Annotated in this window: 19 protein-coding genes and 1 pseudogene; 11 read left to right on the forward strand and 9 right to left on the reverse strand. The window is 59.7% G+C overall.

The genetic code is table 11. From position 1 onward, the window contains the following. Window positions 1–72 precede the first annotated feature (72 nt). Window positions 73–1,527: a tRNA uracil 4-sulfurtransferase ThiI gene (gene thiI / locus ABIA48_RS13305; RefSeq protein WP_429489183.1), complete on the reverse strand. Its 1,455-nt coding sequence runs from the start codon at window positions 1,525–1,527 to the stop codon at window positions 73–75. 328 nt (window positions 1,528–1,855) lie between these two features. On the opposite strand from thiI, the gene glnA reads away from it, so the two are divergent. The 3 genes from glnA to ABIA48_RS13320 all read left to right on the forward strand — a co-directional run bounded on the left by glnA (window position 1,856) and on the right by ABIA48_RS13320 (window position 4,692). Continuing rightward, on the forward strand, window positions 1,856–3,262 hold the full coding sequence (gene glnA, locus ABIA48_RS13310) for a glutamate--ammonia ligase (protein WP_007970634.1): 1,407 nt from the start codon (window positions 1,856–1,858) through the stop codon (window positions 3,260–3,262). A 297-nt stretch (window positions 3,263–3,559) separates the two neighbouring features. After that, the gene (locus ABIA48_RS13315; protein WP_429489186.1) at window positions 3,560–4,075 is read left to right on the forward strand and encodes a DUF4124 domain-containing protein; all 516 of its coding nucleotides are present in this window, start codon (window positions 3,560–3,562) and stop codon (window positions 4,073–4,075) included. Beyond that, window positions 4,072–4,692 (forward strand): DUF4124 domain-containing protein, encoded by a 621-nt coding sequence (locus ABIA48_RS13320; protein ID WP_429489188.1) that lies wholly within the window; start codon window positions 4,072–4,074, stop codon window positions 4,690–4,692. Before ABIA48_RS13315 ends, ABIA48_RS13320 begins: the two co-directional genes overlap by 4 nt. Before the next feature lie 48 nt (window positions 4,693–4,740). Here ABIA48_RS13320 and ABIA48_RS13325 read toward each other — a convergent pair whose 3' ends face one another. Further along, a complete protein-coding gene (locus ABIA48_RS13325; protein WP_157395778.1) occupies window positions 4,741–4,899 on the reverse strand; it encodes a hypothetical protein in 159 nt (52 codons plus the stop codon). A gap of 23 nt (window positions 4,900–4,922) precedes the next feature. Between ABIA48_RS13325 and glnL the strand changes: the two genes are divergently transcribed. After that, window positions 4,923–6,008, forward strand: a complete 1,086-nt coding sequence (glnL, locus tag ABIA48_RS13330) for a nitrogen regulation protein NR(II) (RefSeq protein WP_007989221.1) — start codon at window positions 4,923–4,925, stop codon at window positions 6,006–6,008. After that, window positions 6,005–7,441, forward strand: coding sequence for a nitrogen regulation protein NR(I) (gene ntrC / locus ABIA48_RS13335; RefSeq protein ID WP_429489191.1), 1,437 nt, complete (start codon window positions 6,005–6,007; stop codon window positions 7,439–7,441). Before glnL ends, ntrC begins: the two co-directional genes overlap by 4 nt. Before the next feature lie 546 nt (window positions 7,442–7,987). Here the strand turns inward: ntrC and ABIA48_RS13340 are convergent. Beyond that, the gene (locus ABIA48_RS13340) at window positions 7,988–8,428 is read right to left on the reverse strand and encodes a hypothetical protein (protein ID WP_429489193.1); all 441 of its coding nucleotides are present in this window, start codon (window positions 8,426–8,428) and stop codon (window positions 7,988–7,990) included. Between ABIA48_RS13340 and trmL the strand changes: the two genes are divergently transcribed. Next, window positions 8,427–8,882 carry a tRNA (uridine(34)/cytosine(34)/5-carboxymethylaminomethyluridine(34)-2'-O)-methyltransferase TrmL gene (gene trmL, locus ABIA48_RS13345; RefSeq protein ID WP_429489195.1) on the forward strand — a complete coding sequence of 152 codons (456 nt, stop codon included), beginning with the start codon at window positions 8,427–8,429 and terminating at the stop codon, window positions 8,880–8,882. The genes ABIA48_RS13340 and trmL overlap by 2 nt on opposite strands. Window positions 8,883–9,014: 132 nt before the next feature. Here trmL and secB read toward each other — a convergent pair whose 3' ends face one another. From secB to ABIA48_RS13360, 3 genes are read right to left on the reverse strand one after another with little or no spacing between them, the layout of a single operon-like run. After that, window positions 9,015–9,500 (reverse strand): protein-export chaperone SecB, encoded by a 486-nt coding sequence (gene secB / locus ABIA48_RS13350; protein WP_057397192.1) that lies wholly within the window; start codon window positions 9,498–9,500, stop codon window positions 9,015–9,017. 56 nt (window positions 9,501–9,556) lie between these two features. Then, window positions 9,557–9,811, reverse strand: coding sequence for a glutaredoxin 3 (gene grxC / locus ABIA48_RS13355; protein WP_007989217.1), 255 nt, complete (start codon window positions 9,809–9,811; stop codon window positions 9,557–9,559). A 1-nt stretch (window position 9,812) separates the two neighbouring features. Continuing rightward, window positions 9,813–10,226: a rhodanese-like domain-containing protein gene (locus ABIA48_RS13360; protein ID WP_007989216.1), complete on the reverse strand. Its 414-nt coding sequence runs from the start codon at window positions 10,224–10,226 to the stop codon at window positions 9,813–9,815. Between the two features lie 151 nt (window positions 10,227–10,377). Here ABIA48_RS13360 and gpmI point away from each other — a divergent pair, with 151 nt between their 5' ends. The 5 genes and pseudogenes from gpmI (at window position 10,378) to ABIA48_RS13385 (ending at window position 16,942) form a co-directional block, all read left to right on the forward strand. Then, window positions 10,378–11,907 (forward strand): 2,3-bisphosphoglycerate-independent phosphoglycerate mutase, encoded by a 1,530-nt coding sequence (gpmI, locus tag ABIA48_RS13365; RefSeq protein WP_429489198.1) that lies wholly within the window; start codon window positions 10,378–10,380, stop codon window positions 11,905–11,907. Between the two features lie 251 nt (window positions 11,908–12,158). Further along, window positions 12,159–13,455, forward strand: a pseudogene (locus ABIA48_RS13370) (murein hydrolase activator EnvC family protein). A gap of 31 nt (window positions 13,456–13,486) precedes the next feature. After that, window positions 13,487–14,803, forward strand: coding sequence for a S41 family peptidase (locus tag ABIA48_RS13375; protein ID WP_310060678.1), 1,317 nt, complete (start codon window positions 13,487–13,489; stop codon window positions 14,801–14,803). A gap of 1 nt (window position 14,804) precedes the next feature. Next, window positions 14,805–15,596: a divergent polysaccharide deacetylase family protein gene (locus ABIA48_RS13380; RefSeq protein WP_429489200.1), complete on the forward strand. Its 792-nt coding sequence runs from the start codon at window positions 14,805–14,807 to the stop codon at window positions 15,594–15,596. A gap of 104 nt (window positions 15,597–15,700) precedes the next feature. Then, window positions 15,701–16,942 (forward strand): trypsin-like serine peptidase, encoded by a 1,242-nt coding sequence (locus ABIA48_RS13385; RefSeq protein WP_429489202.1) that lies wholly within the window; start codon window positions 15,701–15,703, stop codon window positions 16,940–16,942. Here the strand turns inward: ABIA48_RS13385 and ABIA48_RS13390 are convergent, their stop codons facing one another. From ABIA48_RS13390 to hisA, 3 genes are all read right to left on the reverse strand, one after another. Then, window positions 16,943–17,698, reverse strand: coding sequence for a substrate-binding periplasmic protein (locus ABIA48_RS13390; protein ID WP_429489204.1), 756 nt, complete (start codon window positions 17,696–17,698; stop codon window positions 16,943–16,945). It abuts the gene before it with no gap. 82 nt (window positions 17,699–17,780) lie between these two features. Further along, window positions 17,781–18,551, reverse strand: a complete 771-nt coding sequence (hisF, locus tag ABIA48_RS13395) for an imidazole glycerol phosphate synthase subunit HisF (RefSeq protein ID WP_046052187.1) — start codon at window positions 18,549–18,551, stop codon at window positions 17,781–17,783. 9 nt (window positions 18,552–18,560) lie between these two features. Next, window positions 18,561–19,298, reverse strand: a complete 738-nt coding sequence (gene hisA / locus ABIA48_RS13400) for a 1-(5-phosphoribosyl)-5-[(5-phosphoribosylamino)methylideneamino]imidazole-4-carboxamide isomerase (RefSeq protein WP_007972753.1) — start codon at window positions 19,296–19,298, stop codon at window positions 18,561–18,563. Between the last annotated feature and the right edge of the window lie 36 nt (window positions 19,299–19,334).

Below are 19,334 nucleotides of genomic sequence, written 5' to 3' on the forward strand. Positions count from 1 at the left end.
GAAAGCCGTTACAGCTTGACGGTGGCATCGGGGGGCCGGTGACGCAGGCCACAGGCAAACAGCCCCGGGCACTTAGCTCGGTCGATAAACGCGCACATTGGCATGCCCCTCACTGAGCAAATGGTGGGCATGCAGGCGACTCATCACGCCTTTGTCGCAATACAGCAGGTACTGGCGAGTAGGGTCCAGTTCCTTGAAACGAGCGTTCAGTGCATAAAACGGCATCGTTTGTACCTCGATGCCAGCAAGGTCCAGCGGGTCATCTTCAGCGGCATCCGGGTGACGGATGTCGATGACGATCTGACCGGCCAGCGCTTCGCTGACTTCTTCAACCTGCAGGTCCTGGCCCAATTCGTCGATCACCCGATCGATCGGCACCAGTCTGGCGTTTTCGAGCGCACGCTCGAGCACCGCCATATCGAATTCTTTCTCTTCGTGCTCGACACGGTAGCGCTTGGCGGCCGTCTTCGGATTGACCGAGATGACGCCGCAGTACTCCGGCATGTGCCGGGCGAAATCGGCGGTGCCGATCTCGTTGGCCGTATCGATGATGTCCTGTTTGTGGCTGGCGATCAGCGGGCGCAAGACCAGTTTGTCGGTCACGCAATCAATCACCGACAGGTTCGGCAATGTCTGGCTCGACACCTGGGAGATCGCCTCACCGGTGACCAGTGCCTCGATGTGCAGTCGATCGGCAATTTGGGACGAAGCGCGCAACATCATACGCTTCAATACTACGCCCATATGACTGTTATCGACTTTGCCGAGAATTTCGCCCAGCACTTCTTCGAACGGCACACTGACAAATAACACGCGCTGGGAGCTGCCGTACTTCTTCCAGATGAAATGCGCGACTTCCATGACGCCCAGTTCATGGGCACGTCCACCCAGGTTGAAGAAGCAGAAATGCGCCATCAGGCCGCGGCGCATGATCTGGTAAGCCGCCACGGTGGAATCGAAGCCGCCGGACATCAGCACCAGTGTTTGCTCCAGCGCGCCCAGCGGATAACCGCCAATGCCGTTATGCTGGCTATGGATCACAAACAACCGTTTGTCGCGAATTTCGATACGGACTTCGATTTCCGGGTTTTTCAGGTCAATCCCGGCGGCGCCGCACTGGCGACGCAGCTGGCTGCCGACGTATTTTTCGACATCCATGGAGCTGAACGGGTGCTTGCCCGCACGCTTGCAGCGCACCGAAAAAATCTTGCCGGCCAGCGCATCGCCGTAGTGCAGTTTGCACTTTTCAAGCACGTCGTCGAAGTCGACGTACGGGTATTCATCGACCTGCAGGAAATGCGCGATGCCCGGCATGCAGCTCAGGCGTTCGCCCATCTCTTTCAGGGCTTTGGGCTCGGTGACGCGGGTTTCCAGCTCGAGGTTGTCCCACACGCCGTTCACCACCACGGCCGGGTCCAGATCGCGGAGCACGGCACGGATGTTCTTGGCCAATTGACGGATGAAACGCATCCGTACCGGGCGGCTCTTGATGGTGATCTCGGGGAAGACTTTTACGATTAATTTCATGGAAACAGCGCGCGCAGGGCCTGCCGAAAAAGGGGGGCGCGGATTATAGCGGAAATTGCTCAAGGTTTAACCAGTTAATGTGCAGAAGGTTTTGCGCGCACCAAAACAGGTCATTTATTGAATTTAGCGCCACATTACAGGGCGAGAATTTCTGCTTTAAAGCGCAAAATACCCTCACAAGCGTGTTTTTGGGGCAAAAAACCCATGGTGGGGCACTGGCATGCAATTTGCTCCCTTGTGAGGCAGGTTGCCTTGGCAGAGTATTCGCGCCGGCATCACCCACATTTAAGGGCATCCATTACTAGCCCGAAGCCACCCGGAGGACACTATGTCGAAGTCGGTTCAACTCATCAAAGATCATGACGTCAAGTGGATTGATCTGCGCTTCACGGACACCAAAGGCACTCAGCACCACGTGACCATGCCGGCTCGCGATGCGCTGGATGACGACTTCTTCGAAGTCGGCAAAATGTTCGACGGTTCCTCCATCGCTGGCTGGAAAGGCATCGAAGCCTCCGACATGATCCTGATGCCGGACGACTCCACCGCCGTTCTGGATCCGTTCACCGAAGAACCGACCCTGATCCTGGTCTGCGACATCATCGAACCTTCGAGCATGCAAGGCTACGATCGCGACCCACGTGCGATCGCCAAGCGCGCCGAAGAACATCTGAAGGCCACCGGTATCGGTGACACCGTATTCGCCGGTCCGGAGCCAGAGTTCTTCATCTTCGACCAGGTCAAGTTCAAGTCCGACATTTCCGGCTCCATGTTCAAGATCTACTCTGAACAAGGTTCGTGGATGTCCGACCAGGACATCGAAGGCGGCAACAAAGGCCACCGTCCAGGCGTCAAAGGCGGCTACTTCCCGGTTCCACCGTTCGACCACGACCACGAAATCCGTACCTCCATGTGCAACGCACTGGAAGAAATGGGCCTGACCGTCGAAGTTCACCACCACGAAGTGGCGACTGCCGGCCAGAACGAAATCGGCGTCAAGTTCAACACCCTGGTGAAGAAAGCCGACGAAACCCAAACCCTGAAGTACGTCGTGCACAACGTAGCCGATGCCTACGGCCGCACCGCGACCTTCATGCCTAAGCCTCTGTACGGCGACAACGGCTCGGGCATGCACGTACACATGTCGATCTGGAAAGATGGCAAGAACACCTTCGCAGGCGAAGGCTATGCCGGCCTGTCCGACACCGCCCTGTACTTCATCGGCGGCATCATCAAGCACGGTAAGGCCCTGAACGGCTTCACCAACCCGGCAACCAACTCCTACAAGCGTCTGGTTCCAGGCTTCGAAGCTCCAGTGATGCTGGCCTACTCGGCTCGCAACCGTTCCGCTTCGATCCGTATTCCTTACGTGTCGAGCCCGAAAGCCCGCCGTATCGAAGCGCGCTTCCCGGATCCGGCTGCCAACCCGTACCTGTGCTTCGCCGCACTGTTGATGGCTGGCCTGGACGGCATCCAGAACAAGATCCACCCTGGCGACGCTGCTGACAAAAACCTGTACGACCTGCCGCCTGAAGAGGCGAAAGAGATTCCACAAGTTTGCGGCAGCCTGAAGGAAGCCCTGGAAGAGCTGGACAAAGGTCGTGCGTTCCTGACCAAAGGCGGCGTTTTCAGCGACGACTTCATCGACGCTTACATCGCCCTGAAAAGCGAAGAAGAAATCAAGGTACGTACCTTCGTACACCCACTGGAATACGAGCTGTACTACAGCTGCTGATCCGGTAGCGCTGCGGCACGCGGCGTGACAAAAAGAGGCCTCCTTCGGGAGGCCTTTTTTATTGCCAGCAATTCAACGGACGATAGAGAACCCTGTGGGAGCGGGCTTGCCCGCGAAGACGTCAGTACACTCAACATCTGCTTATCAGACAGATCGCTTTCGCGAGCAAGCCCGCTCCCACAGGGATTTGTGGCGCCTGGAATATCTCGCAAACCATACCCAAATGTTTAGCGGCTTGGTTCAAACACACGGCCTGACCTATGCTGCAACCCAACGCTTTCGCTTCCGGTCGATTCCATGGGTCGTGGTTTTCTGTTCATCCTGCTGCTGATCGCCCTGCCCGCCATGGCGCAGATCTACAAATACACAGACGCCAACGGCGCCACCGCGTACAGCAACCAGCCGCCTGACGGCGTCAGCGCCCAACCGGTCGTCTTGCCACCCCTCAACAGCATTGAGCGCCAGCCTCCCGGCGAAGCCGCGCCTGTTGCTGAAGCCGTCCGGAATGAGCACCCCCAAAAGCCCTATGAAGTGCTGGAGCTGACAGGCCTGCCGACCACCGAAGCCCTGCGTGCCAACAACGGCACGTTCACCGTTAACGTACAGATCAAGCCACGCCTGCAAAGCCCGCATCTGCTGCGGCTGCTGCTGGACGATCAACCCTACGGCCAGCCAGGCAATGTGCCGATCCTGCAACTGGTGAACATCGATCGCGGCGAACACCGCCTCGCCGTGCAAGTGATCGATGACGAAAACGTTGTGCAGCAGAGCCCCACCGTGACCTTCACTGTGCAACGAGTGCACACGCCTTGAAGGCCTGGTTGCTGATCGCCTGCTTCATCGCGCTGCCCGCCGCGGCGGAGGTCTTTACGTACGTCGACCACCAAGGCAATCGGGTTTTCACCGATCAACCCAAAACCGGCTACGCCAGGCGTGTACCGCTGACAAAGACCAATCGAATAGCGGCCAGCCCCACCAGCGCAGCGCCGTTGATTGCCGAGAGCAATCCCGAAGAACAAGCGCTGTTCCACTATGACGTGCTGCGCATCCTGGTCCCGGAACCCGACGCGACCATCCACAGCGGCGCCGGCGAAGTCATCGTCAGCACCACCAACGAACCCGCCCTGCAACCCGGTCACCACTACCGGTTGCTGCTCGACGGCCAGCCCACCGCCGAACCCGGCCCGAGCCCGGTGTTCCCGTTGAGCAACATCGATCGCGGCAGTCACACCCTGTCCGTGGAAATCCTCGACGAACAGGGGCGCATTGTCGAACGTACTGCCAGCCAACCCTTCCATATGCAGCGCACGTCTCTTGCCCAGAAGCGCAAGATCAAACCCTGCTCCCTCGAAGACTACGGTCAGCGACCGGAATGTCCGCCCGGCGACAAACCCGCCGAAGAAAAAAATCCTTTCCTGCGACTTTTCTAACCTCGTTCAGGTTTGCGCACTATATTGGTGCAATTACTTGCACCGTACTCACATTCCAACCCATTTTGGTTCGAAAGTACCCGTGAAAGCCGGCAGAACGCCACGCAAACGAGCGTCAAACGCCTGTTTCAGGCGCTGAACGCTTCTTTTCGGAGCCTTGGTTTGGTTTTTGCATTTTGCCCGTACCAGCGCTTTTTTCTTGCGCATGCTCTGCTCTAAAAGAGGTCCCGATGACCATTAGCGACGCACTCCACCGTTTGCTACTCGACAACCTCACCACCGCCACCATCCTGCTCGACGCCGGACTGCGCCTCGAGTACATGAACCCGGCGGCGGAGATGCTGCTGGCCATCAGCGGTCAGCGCAGCCACGGGCAGTTCATCAGCGAATTGTTTACCGAATCGGCCGAAGCGCTGAACTCGTTGCGCCAGGCTGTCGAACAGGCCCACCCGTTCACCAAGCGCGAAGCCATGCTCACCGCCCTGACCGGCCAGACCCTGACCGTCGACTACGCGGTAACGCCGATTCTGAGCAACGGCGACACGATGCTGCTGCTCGAAGTCCACCCCCGTGACCGCTTGCTGCGGATCACCAAGGAAGAAGCGCAGCTGTCGAAGCAGGAAACCAGCAAGATGCTGGTGCGCGGCCTCGCCCATGAAATCAAGAACCCGTTGGGCGGGATTCGCGGCGCGGCACAGTTGCTGGCCCGGGAACTGCCGGAAGAAAGCCTGCGCGACTACACCAACGTCATCATCGAAGAAGCCGACCGCCTGCGTAACCTGGTGGATCGCATGCTCGGCTCCAACAAGTTGCCGTCACTGGCGCCGTGCAATGTCCACGAAGTGCTGGAGCGCGTCTGCCATCTCGTAGAGGCCGAAAGCCAAGGCTGCATCACCTTGGTGCGTGACTACGATCCAAGCATCCCCGACGTGCTGATCGACCGCGAGCAAATGATCCAGGCGGTCCTGAACATCGTGCGCAACGCCATGCAGGCCATCAGCAGCCAGAACGAGCTGCGCCTGGGGCGCATCAGCCTGCGCACCCGCACCATGCGCCAGTTCACCATCGGCCATGTGCGCCATCGTCTGGTGACCAAGATCGAGATCATCGACAACGGCCCGGGCATTCCTGCGGAACTTCAGGAAACCATCTTCTTTCCCATGGTCAGCGGTCGTCCGGACGGTACCGGGCTGGGCCTGGCCATTACCCAGAACATCATCAGCCAGCACCAGGGCCTGATCGAATGTGACAGCCACCCCGGCCACACCACTTTCTCGATCTTTCTGCCACTGGAACAAGGAGCCACATCGACATGAGCCGTAGTGAAACCGTGTGGATCGTCGATGACGACCGTTCTATCCGTTGGGTCCTGGAAAAAGCCCTGCAGCAGGAAGGCATGACCACGCAAAGCTTCGACAGCGCCGATGGCGTGATGAGCCGCCTGGCGCGCCAGCAGCCGGACGTGATCATTTCCGACATCCGCATGCCCGGCGCCAGCGGCCTGGACCTTCTGGCGCGGATTCGCGAGCAGCATCCACGGTTGCCGGTCATCATCATGACCGCTCACTCCGATCTGGACAGCGCTGTCGCGTCCTATCAGGGCGGCGCCTTCGAGTACCTGCCGAAGCCGTTCGATGTCGATGAAGCCGTCTCCCTGGTCAAACGCGCCAACCAGCACGCTCAGGAGCAGCAAGGCCTGGAAGTCGCCCCGACACTGACCCGCACGCCGGAAATCATTGGTGAAGCGCCGGCGATGCAGGAGGTGTTTCGCGCCATCGGCCGCCTGAGCCACTCCAACATCACCGTGCTGATCAACGGCGAATCCGGTACCGGTAAAGAACTGGTGGCCCACGCCCTGCACCGGCACAGCCCGCGCGCCGCTTCGCCGTTCATCGCGCTGAACATGGCGGCGATTCCAAAAGACCTGATGGAGTCTGAACTGTTCGGCCACGAGAAAGGCGCGTTCACCGGCGCGGCCAATCTGCGTCGCGGGCGTTTTGAACAGGCCGACGGCGGCACGCTGTTCCTCGATGAAATCGGCGACATGCCCGCCGACACCCAGACCCGTTTGCTGCGGGTACTGGCCGATGGCGAGTTCTACCGCGTCGGCGGCCATGTGCCGGTGAAGGTCGATGTGCGCATCATTGCTGCGACCCACCAGAACCTGGAAACCCTGGTGCATGCCGGGAAATTCCGTGAGGACTTGTTCCATCGCCTGAATGTGATCCGCATCCACATCCCGCGCCTGTCGGACCGTCGCGAAGACATCCCGACCCTGGCCAAGCACTTCCTCGGCCGCGCCGCGCAAGAACTGGCCGTCGAGCCAAAACTGCTGAAAAACGAAACCGAGGAATACCTGAAGAACCTGCCGTGGCCCGGCAACGTGCGGCAACTGGAGAACACTTGCCGCTGGATCACGGTGATGGCGTCGGGTCGCGAAGTGCACATCGGCGACCTGCCACCGGAGCTACTGAGCCTGCCGCAGGATTCGGCCCCCGTGACCAACTGGGAACAGGCCCTGCGCCAGTGGGCAGACCAGGCGCTGGCCCGCGGCCAGTCGAGCCTGCTCGACAGTGCCGTGCCGGCCTTCGAGCGGATCATGATCGAGACCGCCCTCAAACACACCGCCGGTCGCCGCCGCGACGCCGCCGTCTTGCTGGGTTGGGGGCGTAACACACTGACGCGCAAGATCAAGGAATTGGGGATGAAGGTGGATGGTGGGGATGATGACGAGGGCGACGAAGCCTGAGTAATCACTGATTACTCACTGAGCACACGACCCTGTGGGAGCGGGCTTGCTCGCGAAAGCGGTGTGTCAGTCGAAATTGATATGGCTGAACTGACGCCTTCGCGAGCAAGCCCGCTCCCACATTCAAAGCTGCGTGCACCGCCTGAATGCACCGTGAACCGCAATCGCGCACAAAAACAGCTTCGAATCTCCACCTGCTTTCACAATCGAATCCCTTTCGAAAAAACACGAAAGCCCCGAATCTCGGGGCTTTCAGCGTTTCAAACCGGTTTTTTGTTTCTCATTGTGAAAACTGGCACGCCCCCTGCAATAACCCTTTCAAGTGAATCAGTTCACCTACCCGGTTTCGGGGACCTTGGTACAGGCAGGCCGGGGATTCCCCTCTTTAACACCGGGCTCACACCGCAGCTGCGACGAGCCCGACCGTTTTGGGGCCCTTGATACAGGCAGGTCAGGGGTTCCTTCTTTACACCAGGCTCAAACCGCACTCGCGACGAGCCTCCCGTTTCGGGAACCTTGGTACAGGCAGGCCGGGGATTCCCTCTTTTATTGCTCCCGGAGATGGATCTCCAGCCGCCAGCGGTCATCGACCTCGCTACCTGCCCACTCGCCCTGCAGGGGCCGGGCCGCCACCAGGGTCAGCAGCAACCCCCCATCACTCAAACGTACCCGCCAGTTCACGTCCTTGCCGCCGAGCTTGAGCTGGCCTTTCTGCGCCTTGCCCTCGGCGCCAAACAGCAGCGCGACACTGCCGTCCACCATTTCGCCGTGGGTCTCGGGTTCGTTGTTGAACCACACCACCAGTCCATCGCTCGTCACTTCAACCTGCTGCAACTGACTGGGGTCTGGCGCGGTCAGGCGACCGATCATCATCCCGACCATCATCCCGACAATCGCCAGCGAGCCCATCACCCGCAGGAATAGTTTCGAACGCACGCCGGCTTGCGGCGTAGAATGCGCGTCATCTTTACCTTCGGAGCCGTGCATGTTTCACGTCATCCTTTTCCAACCAGAAATTCCGCCGAATACCGGCAACGTTATCAGGCTGTGCGCCAACAGTGGCTGCCACCTGCACTTGATCGAACCGCTGGGCTTCGAGATGGACGACAAGCGCCTGCGCCGGGCCGGTCTCGACTACCACGAGTATGCCACTCTGCAACGCCATGCGGACCTGGCCAGCTGCCTGGAAAGCCTCGGTCACCCGCGGGTGTTCGCGTTCACCACCAAAGGCTCGCGGCCGTTCCATGATGCCAGCTTCGCCCCGGGCGACGCGTTCCTGTTCGGCCCGGAAAGCCGTGGCCTGCCGGCCGAGGTGCTCGATGCCCTGCCCGCCGACCAACGCCTGCGTCTGCCGATGCGCGAGGGCTGCCGTAGCCTGAACCTTTCGAACACTGTCGCAGTGGCGGTCTACGAAGCCTGGCGCCAAAACGGCTTCAAGTAACACCGCATAACAAATGTGGGAGCGGGCTTGCTCGCGAAGGCGTCGTGTCAGTCAACATTGTTGTTGAATGATCAACCGCTTTCGCGAGCAAGCCCGCTCCCACATTGGACTTGCCTCGACGTTCAGGAATGTTTACTGAACGGTCGGCGTCTCGCCGGCAGCCTGCATGCGTTGCAGCTCTTGTGCGTACAGCGCATCGAAGTTCACCGGGGCCAGCATCAGTGCCGGGAACGAACCGCGGGTCACCAGGCTGTCCAGGGTTTCGCGAGCGTACGGGAACAGGATGTTCGGGCAGAACGCACCCAGGGTGTGGCTCATCGAAGCGTCATCCAGGTTCTTGATCAGGAAGATACCGGCCTGCTGCACTTCGGCGATGAACGCCACTTCGTCACCGTTTTTCACGGTAACCGACAGGGTCAGCACGACTTCGTGGAAGTCAGCTTCCAGCGTCTTTTGACGGGTGTTCAGATCCAGGGCGACGCTCGGCTCCCACTGCTGGCGGAAGATCGCCGGGCTTTTCGGAGCTTCGAAGGACAGGTCACGCACATAAATGCGCTGCAAGGAGAATTGCGGTGCAGTTTCTTCTTCGTTCGCAGCAGTGTTCTGTTGGTCAGTCATCGCAGATCCTTCTTGATCCAGGGTTCTTTTAGGTTTGCTTGTTTGGGGTATAACCGTCAGGCCTCGAGCAGCGCGTCGAGTTTGCCGGCGCGCTCCAGGGCGAACAAATCATCACAACCGCCCACGTGGGTGCTGCCGATCCAGATTTGCGGCACGGACGTACGTCCGGCCTTCTGGGCCATTGCAGCGCGCACCTGCGGCTTGCCATCGACCTTGATCTCCTCGAAGGCCACGCCTTTGTTCTCGAGCAGGTACTTGGCTCGCGAGCAGTAAGGGCAGTAATCGCTGGAATAGACGACGACGCTACTCATATCACTTCACCAGCGGCAGATTGTCGGCTTTCCAGCTGGAGATACCGCCGGACAGCTTGGCGGCAGTGAAGCCGGATTTCATTAATTCGCGGGCGTGGGTGCCGGCGGTCTGGCCCATGGCGTCGACCAGGATGATGGTCTTGGCCTTGTGCTTTTCCAGTTCGCCAACACGGGCGGCCAGTTTGTCCTGGGGAATGTTCACCGCACCGACAATGTGACCGGCGGCGAAATCCTTGCTCGGACGGATATCGACTACGACGCCAGCGTCCTTGTTGACCAGGCCGGTCAGTTCGCCGGTGCTCAGGCTACGGCCGCCGCCCTGCATTTGATAGGCAATCAGCAACGCCAGCAGTACGACGAAGATACCGACGAGAATGTAGTGGTTAGTGGCGAATTCAATCAGGTGAGCAACCATCGAAGGAGGTTCCAGGGCGTTAAAATGTCGGCCAGTATACACAGCCACTATGGTGGGCCAAACCCCGTCCGGCGGTGACGCGGCCGGAACTTCGCTTTAAACTGCGACTCCCTTTTCCATCGCCCCTTTTTAACCAGCCAGAGCGGATTCCATGACTACCACGCCTAAACCTTTGGTCCTGATGATTCTCGACGGCTTCGGTCACAGCGACAACCCCGAATCCAATGCCATTTTCGCGGCGAAGAAGCCTGTACTGGATCGTCTGTGGGCCACCGTGCCAAACGGCCTGATCTCGGGCAGCGGTATGGACGTCGGTCTGCCGGATGGCCAGATGGGCAACTCCGAAGTCGGCCACATGAACCTGGGCGCCGGCCGCGTGGTGTATCAGGACTTCACTCGCGTCACCAAATCGATCCGTGACGGTGAGTTCTTCGAGAACCCGACCATCTGCGCCGCCGTGGATAAAGCCGTCGCCGCCGGCAAAGCCGTGCATTTCATGGGCCTGTTGTCCGATGGCGGCGTGCATAGCCACCAGGATCACCTGGTCGCCATGGCCGAACTGGCCTTCAAGCGCGGCGCTCAAAACATCTACCTGCACGCCTTCCTCGACGGCCGCGACACTCCGCCGAAAAGCGCGCAGTCGTCGATCGAACTGCTCGACGCGACTTTTCAGGCCCTGGGCAAAGGCCGGATCGCCAGCCTGATTGGCCGTTACTACGCCATGGACCGCGACAACCGTTGGGACCGCGTGTCCCAGGCCTACAACCTGATTGTCGATGGCCAGGGCGAATTCAACGCCGCCACCGCTCAGGAAGGCCTGCAAGCGGCATACGAGCGTGGCGAGAGCGACGAGTTCGTCAAGGCCACCTCCATCGGTGAGCCGGTGAAAGTCGAAGACGGCGATGCCGTGGTGTTCATGAACTTCCGCGCCGACCGCGCCCGCGAGCTGACCCGCGTGTTCGTCGAAGACAACTTCAGTGAGTTCGAACGTGCCCGCCAGCCGAAACTGGCCGGTTTCGTCATGCTGACCCAATACGCCGCCAGCATTCCTGCGCCGTCGGCTTTCGCTGCCGGCAGCCTGGAAAACGTGCTGGGCGACTACCTGGCGAAAAACGGCAAGACCCAGCTGCGTATTGCCGAAACCGAAAAATATGCCCACGTGACCTTCTTCTTCTCCGGCGGTCGCGAAGAACCGTTCCCGGGCGAAGAACGCATCCTGATTCCGTCGCCGAAAGTCGCTACTTATGACTTGCAGCCGGAAATGAGCGCACCGGAAGTCACCGACCGCATCGTCGACGCCATCGAAAACCAGCGTTACGACGTGATCGTGGTGAACTACGCCAACGGCGACATGGTCGGTCACAGCGGCGTGTTCGAAGCGGCGGTCAAGGCTGTTGAATGCCTCGACCTGTGCGTGGGCCGCATCGTCGATGCCCTGGAAAAAGTCGGCGGCGAAGCCTTGATCACCGCCGACCACGGCAACGTCGAGCAAATGTCCGATGAAACCACTGGCCAGGCGCACACTGCGCACACCTCCGAGCCGGTGCCGTTCATCTATGTCGGCAAGCGCGACTTGAAAGTCCGCGAAGGTGGCGTGCTGGCGGACGTGGCGCCAACCATGCTGAAGTTGCTGGGCCTTGAGCAACCGGCAGAAATGACCGGGAGTTCGATTCTGGTCTGATCGGATTTCCAAAACGCCACAAAACCTGTGGGAGCGAGCTTGCTCGCGATAGCAATCTGACAGCCAACATCTATGTTGAATGATCGGACGCCATCGCGAGCAAGCTCGCTCCCACAGTGGTTTTTGGAGTTTTCGAAATGGAATTCAGTCTGTCGCTTGCTCCAGTTATCACACAGTCAGAAATGGGCATTTTTTTTGCCGCCCATGGCGGGCATACTAGGCCGTCCCTTTCCCTGGTGCCGCCCGCCCCTATGCTTCGCGTCCTGATAGCCCTAGCCCTGACATGCCTGCTCCAACCGGCCTTTGCCGACGAGCGCGCAGACACCCAACAACAGTTGGACGCCACGCGTCAGGACATTGCCGAGCTGAAGAAACTGCTGGGCAAGCTGCAGGAAGAAAAGTCCGGTGTGCAGAAAGAGCTCAAAGGCACCGAAACCGAAATGGGCAAGCTCGAGAAGCAGGTCGAAGCCCTGCAGAAAGAGCTGAAGAAAAGCGAAGCCGAGCTGCAGCGGCTCGATGCGGAGAAAAAAAAACTCCAGAGCGCGCGTACTGAACAGCAACGACTGATCGCCATTCAGGCCCGGGCGGCCTACCAGAACGGTCGCCAGGAATACCTCAAGCTGCTGCTCAACCAGCAGAATCCGGAAAGATTCGCCCGTACCCTCACCTATTACGACTACCTGAGCCAGGCTCGCCTGGAGCAGTTGAAGAACTTCAACGAAACCCTGCGCCAACTGTCCAATGTCGAGAAAGACATCGCCATGCAGCAGGCCCAACTGCTGGTGCAGCAAAGCAGCCTCGACACCCAACGTGACGAGCTCGAGAAAGTCCGCAAGGAGCGCCAGCAAGTCCTGGCCAAACTCAATGACGACGTAAAGGCCCGCGATCAGAAGCTGGCGGCACGCGAGCAGGATCAGGCAGACCTGTCTAAAGTTCTTAAAACCCATTGAGGAAACCCTGGCCCGCCAGGCCCGTGAGGCAGAAGAAGCGCGGCAAAAAGCGCTGATTGCCCAGCAGGAAGCCGAAAAAAAGCGTTTACGTGAGGCCCAGGCGCAGGCAGATGCCAGCGACGACGCCCCGCGCAAACCGGTCAAGTCGACACCTGGCGCACTGGTTTCCAGCTCCGGCGAGACCTTTGGCGGTCCGTTTGTATCAGCCCGCGGCAAACTTCCCTGGCCTGTCGATGGTCGACTGTTGGCGCGCTTCGGTGAAAACCGTGGCGACGATGCCCGGACCAAGTGGGATGGCGTGATGATCGGCGCGTCTGCCGGCAGTGCGGTGCATGCCGTGCACGGTGGCCGCGTGGTGTTCGCCGACTGGTTGCGTGGCGCCGGGCTGCTGGTGATTCTCGACCACGGCAATGGCTATTTGAGCCTGTACGGTCACAACCAGACGCTGCTCAAGTCTGCGGGTGACGTTGTAAAAGCCGGTGAACCTATTTCCACTGTCGGTAACAGTGGCGGGCAGGACACACCAGCGCTGTATTTCGCAATTCGTCAGCAGGGTCACCCGAGTGACCCTGCGCAATGGTGCCACGCGCAAGGATAAGCGCGTCGCCTAATTCAGGAGTTCGTTCGACATGCTGCATTTGTCCCGCCTTACCTCGCTGGCCCTGACGATCGCCCTGGTGATCGGCGCGCCTCTGGCGTTTGCCGCTCAACCAGCCCCGGCGGTTGCGCCTGCAGGCACTGCTGCGACCACCAAGGCGCCACTGCCGCTGGACGAGTTGCGCACCTTTGCCGAGGTGATGGACCGGATCAAAGCCGCTTATGTCGAACCGGTGGACGACAAGACCCTGCTGGAAAACGCCATCAAGGGCATGCTCAGCAACCTCGACCCACACTCCGCCTACCTGGGCCCTGAAGATTTCGCCGAGTTGCAGGAAAGCACCAGCGGTGAATTCGGCGGCCTGGGCATCGAAGTCGGCGCCGAAGACGGCTTCATCAAAGTGGTGTCGCCGATTGACGACACCCCGGCTTCCAAGGCCGGCATCCAGGCCGGCGACTTCATCGTCAAGATCAACGGCCAGCCCACCCGTGGCCAGAGCATGACCGAAGCCGTGGACAAAATGCGCGGCAAGATCGGCCAGAAAATCACCCTGACCCTGGTGCGCGACGGCGGCACGCCGTTCGACGTGACCCTGTCTCGCGCCGTCATCCAGGTGAAGAGCGTGAAGAGCCAGTTGCTGGAATCCGGCTACGGCTACATCCGCATTACCCAGTTCCAGGTCAAGACCGGCGAAGAGGTTTCCAAGGCCCTGGCCAAGCTGCGCAAGGACAACGGCAAAAAGCTCAAAGGCATCATCCTCGACCTGCGCAACAACCCGGGTGGCGTGTTGCAGGCAGCGGTGGAAGTGGTCGATCACTTCATCACCAAGGGCCTGATCGTCTACACCAAGGGCCGCATCGCCAACTCCGAGCTGCGTTTCTCGGCCACCGGCAAGGACGAAAGCGAAGCCGTGCCAATGGTCGTGCTGATCAACGGCGGCAGCGCCTCGGCTTCGGAAATTGTCGCCGGCGCCCTGCAGGATCAGAAACGCGCCGTACTGATGGGCACCACCAGTTTCGGCAAGGGCTCGGTGCAAACCGTGCTGCCGCTGAACAATGAACGCGCCTTGAAGATCACCACGGCGTTGTACTACACGCCGAACGGCCGCTCGATCCAGGCCCAGGGCATCGTCCCGGACATCGAAGTACGCAAGGCCAAGATTACCAGCGAGCAGGACAGCGACTACTTCAAGGAAGCCGACTTGCAGGGTCACCTGGGCAATGGCAACGGCGGTGCGGACAAACCGACCGGCTCCAGCAAGGCCAAGCCGATGCCACAGGACGATGATTACCAACTGGCCCAGGCCCTGAGCCTGCTCAAAGGGCTGAGCATCACGTCCGGCCGCTGAGATGCTTCTGCGGTTGTTGATCGGTCTGTTGTGTTGCCTGGCGGGTGTTGCTCACGCAGAACCCGCCGAATCAACGCCCCACAAAGCCTACCTGAGTCTGATCATCGATGACCTGGGACAGAACCTGCCCCGGGACCGTCGCGTGCTGGCCCTGCCCGGCCCGGTGACCACGGCGATCATGCCCGACACGCCCCACGCGACCGAATTCGCCCGGGAAGCCCATCGCGCCGGCAAGATCGTCATTCTGCACATGCCCATGGATCCGGCCACCGGACCGTTCGCCTGGCATCCCGAGCTGTCGGTCAATGAGCTGGAAAAGCGCCTGAACGCCGCGTTCAAAATGGTCCCGTACACCAGCGGCATCAACAATCACATGGGCAGCCGCATGACCGCGCAACCAGCGGCGATGGCCTGGTTGATGGCGGAATTGCAGCGTCGGCACAAGTTCTTCGTCGACAGCCGCACCAGTGCGCAAACCGTGGCGGCCGCCGAGGCGCAGAAGATTGGTTTGGCGAGCGTTTCGCGGGATGTGTTCCTGGATGACGAGCCCACTGAAACGGCGATTTTCACTCAATTACAGACCGCGATCAGCCTTGCCCGCAAGCAGGGTTCGGCGGTGATGATCGGGCATCCGTATCCGCAGACGCTTGCGGTGCTGGAGCGTGAGTTGCCCAAGCTCAAGGCGCAGGGGATTGACTGGATCGACATCAAATTGATGATCAGCGTGCGCGGCAATCGTGCGACGGCGGCGCATGGCTCGGATGGCCAGTACCGCCTCCCGAGCGCCCGGTAATTCCTCTCAGCCCACTCCCTTTCGCGATAACTATTTATACCTGTCGGCACACAGACGCGTGCCACGATAGCGCTCACCCCGAATTTCATCACCAAGGAATGGACATGAAATATCTCAGCTTCTTTTGCTTCACCGGCCTGATTGGCCTGTTGGCTATTTCCGCCGCGCAGGCCCGCGACCTGGGCGAAGGCGCCGTCAACGATTCACCATCAAGAGCCCTGCAAAACAGTGAGCATTTTTATGAAATCTGGAGCGGCGTGGGACGGCTCAGCCTCCAATCGGGCGAGACCTGCAGCGCCGTGCTGCTGGACACGCGCAACAGACAAGGCCAAGCAACTGGCCCTGCTTACCTGCTCACCAGCGGCCATTGCGTGTTCTTTGAGTACGGTTCGGCGCGGACCAATCTGCCTTTGAAAGCCAGCGTCACCTTCCACTACTTTCATGACGTGCCACAGCGTAAGCGCCAATACGCCATCCGAACGGCCCGATGGAGCAGTCTGGTCGGGACCGATCTTGCAGTATTGGAGATCGACGCGACATTGGCGTCGCTGATACAGGCCGGGGTCAACCCGCTCAAACTGGCCTCCCATCAAACCTACGAGAGTCAGGATGCACTTAACGTTGGCGCGCCGGCCGGCTTTACCGAAGACGGGCTTCGATTGAGTGCCTGCGCTGAACAAACCGCCGGAACGTTCATCGATCACCCCGGGGTGTTCCCTTTGGCCATGAAAAACAGCTGCGATCTTTACGCTGGCAGCTCCGGTAGCCCGATGCTGAATCGCCGCACCAATGAAATCACCGGCATCGTCAGTAAAATCGCGATATGGCGCAATATCCCGGTGCCGCCCGATTGTGAGTATTCGACGTCTTGCACGGCTGCGCGTTTCAACTACAGCTACTCGGCTAACTTCCTGCACAAGTGCTTTATTGACGGCGTCTTCACCCGCGATGGGGCGGACTGTTCGTTGGAGCCGGTCGAGCTGACTGTCATGGAGCCCTGGAAACTCAAGTCATACGTTCATAGAACGCAAAACACGGTTGGGCAGATCGTATTGCCTACGTGGGACTTCAGATTCTCCCTCGAGGCGCCCTTCTATCGCTATAAAACGGTCCATAACGCTCGGGATTGTCTGGTGCCAGGTAACTTTAGCGCCGCGATCAGCACTGAAGATGCTTACATCAATACTGAGATCGGCCCACAAAGCGGCGCATCTGCGCTCTGCATTATTGGTGTCACCTCAGGGGAACAGCAGCTGACAAGGGCGACGTTGAACAACGTGTTTACAAGTGCCGTGTACTTGAGCACGACACCGGACACTCCATCTCAGGCTGTATCGAAGCGATGATTACAGATACCGCGCCATGATGTCTTCCACCACGCCTTCCTTACGCATCTGATCCAGTGCCGCTTGCAGCTTGGCCACGACCTCATCCGGCACATCTTTATTCAACGCCAGGTACAACTCGGCACTGTTGAAGCGCAGTACGGTTTTCAACCCGTTAACTCCTTCCTGACGCGCCAGATAGCGCCCGGCCGGGTCACCGGTGGCCCACAGGTCGATTTGACCGTTGACCAGTTTTTTCGCGTTGTCCTGATCGCGCAGTACAACAATCGGATTGAGCCCCTGCTTGGCCAGCGTCTCGGCAATCGCATCGCCCTTGTAGGCGCCGATCTTGTATTTGCGCGCGTCATTCAAGGTTTCGAGGGTGATCTTGCTGTCCGCCTTGGCCAGCATGATCCAGTCGTCCGGGCCAATTGGGCCGACCCATTTGAATAGCTTCTCGCGGTCCGGCAGCCGCGCCATGACGAATACGCCGTAACCGGGCTTTTCCAGGGTGAGTTTGTAGATTCGCTCCCAAGGGAAACGCAGCGTCAGGCTGTAGGTAATGTCGGCGCGCTTGAACATCTCGCGGACGATATCGGTGGCAATGCCATTGATGTTCTCGTCCTGAGCGAAGTTCTTGCCGTTCTTCGCCATGTTGTACGGCGGGAAGTTTTCCGTCAGTAACACCAGGTCTGTATCGGGGCTGTCTTTAGCGTGTGCTCCGTTGATCAACAACAGAGAAGCGCTGGCAAGGACGAGAAGAAAGCGTCTGAGCATGTCTGGCTACCGAAATCCATGGCGTACCCAAGAGTGCCTTGGGCCCGCCATGGTGTCCACTGGCCTGTATCGTTTTTGGCGTTTAGCGCATCACAATTCCGCGATGGGCCATGTAAGCCTTGGCTTCCTGCACCGTGTATTCGCCGAAGTGGAAAATACTCGCCGCCAGTACAGCGCTGGCGTGGCCTTCGATAATGCCGTCAGCCAGGTGCTGCAGATTGCCAACGCCGCCAGAAGCAATCACTGGAATGCCCAGCGCATCACTGATCGCTCGGGTAACGCCCAGGTCGAAACCGTTTTTCATGCCGTCCTGGTCCATGCTGGTCAGCAGGATCTCACCGGCGCCCAGACCCTCCATTTTCTTCGCCCACTCGACCGCATCGAGGCCGGTCGGCTTGCGCCCGCCGTGGGTGAAGATCTCCCAGCGCGGGGGTTCGCCCGGACCGGATACCTTCTTCGCGTCGATGGCAACCACGATGCATTGCGAACCGAAATGCTGCGCCGCTTCGCCGACGAATTCCGGGTTGAACACCGCGGCGGTGTTGATCGAGACCTTGTCCGCACCGGCATTGAGCAGGTTGCGGATGTCCTGCACGGTACGCACGCCACCGCCCACGGTCAGCGGGATGAACACCTGGCTGGCCATGCGCTCGACGGTGTGCAGCGTGGTGTCGCGGCCGTCGACGCTGGCAGTGATGTCGAGAAAGGTAATCTCGTCGGCGCCCTGTTCGTCGTAACGACGGGCAATTTCCACCGGGTCGCCGGCGTCGCGGATGTTTTCGAATTTCACACCCTTGACCACCCGGCCGTTGTCTACGTCCAGGCAAGGGATGATGCGTTTGGCCAGCGCCATGATCAGTCCTCAGCCTTTGTACGAATCGCAGAAAGCTTGCGCTTCGGCGACATCGAGGGTGCCTTCGTAAATCGCACGCCCGGTAATGGCGCCGATGATGCCCGGCGCCTTCGCGTCGAGCAGGGTCTTGATGTCGCCCAGGTTGTGGATGCCGCCGGAAGCGATCACCGGGATCTTCGTTGCAGCAGCCAGCGCAGCGGTGAACGGAACGTTGCAGCCCTGCATCATGCCGTCTTTGGCGATGTCGGTATAAACGATGGCGGAGACACCGTCGGCTTCGAACTGCTTCGCCAGGTCGATCACCTGGATGGTGCTGATTTCAGCCCAGCCGTCGGTGGCAACGAAACCGTCCTTGGCGTCCAGGCCGACGATCACCTTGCCTGGAAACGCACGGCAGGCTTCGGCAACGAAGGCCGGATCTTTCACAGCCTTGGTGCCGATGATCACATAGCTCACGCCCGCTTTCACGTAGTGCTCGATGGTTTCCAGGGAACGGATACCGCCGCCGATCTGGATCGGCAGGTTCGGGTAGCGTTTGGCAATGGCGGTGACCACTTCGCCGTTGACCGGCTGGCCTTCGAATGCGCCGTTCAGGTCGACCAGATGCAGACGGCGGCAACCGCCCTCCACCCACTTGGCAGCCATGCTCACCGGGTCATCGGAGAACACCGTGGAATCTTCCATGCGGCCCTGGCGCAGACGAACACAGGCACCGTCTTTAAGATCGATAGCGGGAATAATCAGCATCTGGCAAACCTTCAGAATTGAATGTTCAGCTTGGCT

Origin of the sequence: Pseudomonas sp. S30_BP2TU TE3576, assembly GCF_050436025.1 — a bacterium.
Lineage (GTDB): Bacteria > Pseudomonadota > Gammaproteobacteria > Pseudomonadales > Pseudomonadaceae > Aquipseudomonas.

Bases quoted from the DNA above. Each gene is read 5' to 3' on its own strand.
- thiI (WP_429489183.1), bottom strand. From the start codon at position 1,527: ATGAAATTAATCGTAAAAGTCTTCCCCGAGATCACCATCAAGAGCCGC.
- glnA (WP_007970634.1), top strand. From the start codon at position 1,856: ATGTCGAAGTCGGTTCAACTCATCAAAGATCATGACGTCAAGTGGATT.
- ABIA48_RS13315 (WP_429489186.1), top strand. From the start codon at position 3,560: ATGGGTCGTGGTTTTCTGTTCATCCTGCTGCTGATCGCCCTGCCCGCC.
- ABIA48_RS13325 (WP_157395778.1), bottom strand. From the start codon at position 4,899: ATGCGCAAGAAAAAAGCGCTGGTACGGGCAAAATGCAAAAACCAAACC.
- glnL (WP_007989221.1), top strand. From the start codon at position 4,923: ATGACCATTAGCGACGCACTCCACCGTTTGCTACTCGACAACCTCACC.
- ntrC (WP_429489191.1), top strand. From the start codon at position 6,005: ATGAGCCGTAGTGAAACCGTGTGGATCGTCGATGACGACCGTTCTATC.
- trmL (WP_429489195.1), top strand. From the start codon at position 8,427: ATGTTTCACGTCATCCTTTTCCAACCAGAAATTCCGCCGAATACCGGC.
- ABIA48_RS13340 (WP_429489193.1), bottom strand. From the start codon at position 8,428: ATGCACGGCTCCGAAGGTAAAGATGACGCGCATTCTACGCCGCAAGCC.
- secB (WP_057397192.1), bottom strand. From the start codon at position 9,500: ATGACTGACCAACAGAACACTGCTGCGAACGAAGAAGAAACTGCACCG.
- grxC (WP_007989217.1), bottom strand. From the start codon at position 9,811: ATGAGTAGCGTCGTCGTCTATTCCAGCGATTACTGCCCTTACTGCTCG.
- ABIA48_RS13360 (WP_007989216.1), bottom strand. From the start codon at position 10,226: ATGGTTGCTCACCTGATTGAATTCGCCACTAACCACTACATTCTCGTC.
- gpmI (WP_429489198.1), top strand. From the start codon at position 10,378: ATGACTACCACGCCTAAACCTTTGGTCCTGATGATTCTCGACGGCTTC.
- ABIA48_RS13375 (WP_310060678.1), top strand. From the start codon at position 13,487: ATGCTGCATTTGTCCCGCCTTACCTCGCTGGCCCTGACGATCGCCCTG.
- ABIA48_RS13380 (WP_429489200.1), top strand. From the start codon at position 14,805: ATGCTTCTGCGGTTGTTGATCGGTCTGTTGTGTTGCCTGGCGGGTGTT.
- ABIA48_RS13385 (WP_429489202.1), top strand. From the start codon at position 15,701: ATGAAATATCTCAGCTTCTTTTGCTTCACCGGCCTGATTGGCCTGTTG.
- ABIA48_RS13390 (WP_429489204.1), bottom strand. From the start codon at position 17,698: ATGCTCAGACGCTTTCTTCTCGTCCTTGCCAGCGCTTCTCTGTTGTTG.
- hisF (WP_046052187.1), bottom strand. From the start codon at position 18,551: ATGGCGCTGGCCAAACGCATCATCCCTTGCCTGGACGTAGACAACGGC.
- hisA (WP_007972753.1), bottom strand. From the start codon at position 19,298: ATGCTGATTATTCCCGCTATCGATCTTAAAGACGGTGCCTGTGTTCGT.